Below are 2,941 nucleotides of genomic sequence, written 5' to 3'. Positions count from 1 at the left end.
AAAATGACAATAAAAAAGTACTTATGGTAAAAAAATAAGTAAAAAAAGATAAAATGATAATTAAAATGATAATTTTAATAATAAAAATGACAAAAATATATTGACTTTGTTAAATTTTGGATATATTATAAAATTATCACAAAGGAAAGAAAAATAGAATTTTATAAAACAAAATATAGAAAGGGATAGTGAAAAATGGGGCTTAGGATACTTAAATCAAAGAGAATATTATTTGATTTAACACAAGAAGAAATAGCTAAAGAGGTTGGAATTAACATAAAAAGCTATAATTTAAAGGAAAATGGTAAAAGGGAGTTTACATTAGATGAAGCTAAAAAGATAAGTAATTTACTTAAGCTTAATTTAAATGAAGTAAATGATATATTTTTTGATTCATCTATAAGTAGCTAAAAAATTTTAGATAGAAACTTTCCAAAATGATAATTTTAAAAGGGGATATAATAATGAATAAGTTAAAAATATTTAAAAATGAAGAGTTTGGACAATTAAGTGTAATTGTTAAAAATAACAAAGAATATATAGAAGCAATAGAAGTTGCTACAATACTTGGATATTCAAATCCTAGAGATGCAATAAATAGACATTGTGATAAAGATGGTGTCGTGTTTTCCGACGTAAGGGTAGTAACAGGAATTAAAAAAGATAATAGTAAAGCTTTTAAAGTAGTTACTAAAAAATTTATAGATGAAGGAAATTTATACAGGCTTATTATAAAATCAAAACTACCAAGTGCTAGAAGATTTGAAAAGTGGGTTATGGATGAAGTACTTCCAAGTATAAGAAAACATGGAGCTTATATGAGTGAAGAGGTTATAAATAAAACTTTAGATGATCCAGATTTTATAATAGAAATGGCTACTAAATTAAAATATGAAAGAGAACAAAGAAGATTACTTGAGGAAAAAGCTAAACATCTTGAAGCTACTATAACAATAGATAAGCCATACACAAACTTTGGAAAAAGTATTGCAACTTCATCTGATGCAATAACTATAGGGCAATTTGCAAAGGTTTTAAACAATAATAATATAAATATTGGTAGAAACAGATTATTTACTATATTAAGGGATAATGGATACCTTATAAAAGTTGGTAAGGATAAAAATATGCCCAAACAAATCTACGTTAAGCAGGGTCTTTTTAAGGTTGCTGAAAGTATAGTAAAAACTGTTAAAGGTGAATTACTTACAGCTACGACACTTATAACAGGAAAAGGTCAGATGTACTTTTTAGAGATATTTAGTAATTTAACCGAAAATAAAACTTATATTTCATAAGAGTTATTATTTCTAAAAGAGCTTATGATTTAGAGAGTAACTTATATTAGTAAAAGTTTTGTAGATTAAGAAATTTTAGAAATATTAAGCGTAAAAAAGTTTTAGTAATACTAAAAACAGATCAGAAAATTAATACTAAAATTAGTAAATTTTAAATTATAGATTTGGGGGCTATAAATGAGAAAATATTTAGATGCAAATATAATAGCAAACACTAAAGATATGCCAAAGGATGAATGGTTAAAGAAAAGAAAATGTGGAATAGGTGGAAGTGATGCTTCGAGTATACTAGGATTTAATCCATATAAAAGCTCAATGGCAGTTTATTTAGATAAGATAGATGATGAGATTCGCTTCGCTCATGTCGCCAACGGCTCAAAAGGCGAGCCCGTTGCTCAAAATTGCTACGCTAATCTCTTAGGCGACTCAAAAGGAAAGACCGTTGCTCAAAATATCAATGCTAATAAGGAGAGTGGCTCAAAAGAAAAGGTTGATGTTCAAAATTGCCATATTCAAAGCGAAGAAGCTCAAGAAGATGAAATTCGCTACGCTCACGTCTTAGGCGGTTTAAAAGACAAGCCAGTTGCTCAAGATAGTGATGCTCATAGGGACAGTGGTTTGAAAGACAAGCCTGTTGATCAAAATAGTGATGATAAATTTGATAAGGACTTAAAAGAAGATTATTTTATTCAAGATGATAAAAATAGCTATAAAATGGAGCTTAGTAATAAGTTAAAAAGTTTTGTAGCAAATGAGTTCACACTAAAGACTGGTAAGAAGGTTAGGAATATAAATGGAATTTTAAGAAATGATAAATATCCATTTGCAATAGCAAATATTGATAGAGCAGTTGTTGGAGAAAAAGCATTTTTAGAATGTAAGGTTACCAATAGCTTTAATAAAAAAGAATGGATAAAAACTATACCAATTCACTATAAAATACAAATGAATCACTATATGGCAGTTACTGGAGCTAGTCATTGTTATGTTGCTGTACTTATAGGAAATGAAGAGTTAGTAATTCATAAGATAGAAAGAGATGAAGATTATATAGAAGAAATCATGAAATTAGAAGAAATATTTTGGAACAATTGTATATTAGGAAATGAACTACCAATGCCTGATGGAAGTAGTGATTATTCTAAAACTTTAGATACATTATATAAAGATAGTAAGTGTGAAGAATTAATATTATTTGAAGCTGAAAAAATACTTGAAAGATATGATGAAGTTGTAAAAATATATAAGGATTTTGAAAAAGAGAAAAAGGCAATAGAGCAATATTTAAAACTTCAGATGCAAAATTATGAAATTGCTTATGTTGGAGATAGAAAAATTACCTGGAAAAAGCAAGAGAGAAATACTATAGATACAACTAGATTAAAAAAAGAACACCCTGAAATTGTAGCTGGGTATATGAAAACTACAACTTCTAGAGTGTTAAAAATATAAAAATTCGCTTCGCTCATGTCGCCAACGATATATCCTCGCTACCACTTCGGATATATCCGTTGCTCAAAATGAGATTAAATTAATTATAAATAAATATAAAAGATAAGTAAATATAAATAGAAAAATAATACAAAAGATTAGACTAAGGGGGAGTTTAATATGGCAGTTTATAGACATATACATATAGATTA

3 protein-coding genes are annotated in these 2,941 nt (G+C 27.4%); all 3 read left to right on the top strand.

Going from position 1 to position 2,941, the window contains the following annotated elements:
• Positions 1-195 precede the first annotated feature (195 nt).
• The 3 genes from Q5F54_RS12405 (at position 196) to Q5F54_RS12395 (ending at position 2,750) form a co-directional block, all read left to right on the top strand.
• Positions 196-411, top strand: coding sequence for a helix-turn-helix transcriptional regulator (locus Q5F54_RS12405; protein ID WP_302334528.1), 216 nt, complete (start codon positions 196-198; stop codon positions 409-411).
• 53 nt (positions 412-464) lie between these two features.
• Positions 465-1,298: a phage antirepressor KilAC domain-containing protein gene (locus Q5F54_RS12400; RefSeq protein WP_302334527.1), complete on the top strand. Its 834-nt coding sequence runs from the start codon at positions 465-467 to the stop codon at positions 1,296-1,298.
• A gap of 177 nt (positions 1,299-1,475) precedes the next feature.
• Positions 1,476-2,750, top strand: a complete 1,275-nt coding sequence (locus tag Q5F54_RS12395; RefSeq protein WP_302334526.1) for a YqaJ viral recombinase family protein — start codon at positions 1,476-1,478, stop codon at positions 2,748-2,750.
• The last annotated feature ends 191 nt before the right edge of the window (positions 2,751-2,941 follow it).

This window comes from uncultured Romboutsia sp. (genome assembly GCF_958366745.1).
In the GTDB taxonomy this organism is placed as follows: Bacteria; Bacillota; Clostridia; order Peptostreptococcales; family Peptostreptococcaceae; genus Romboutsia; species Romboutsia timonensis.
The sequence above is the reverse complement of the archived record's forward strand: the minus strand, read 5'-3'. Positions and strand labels throughout refer to the sequence as shown.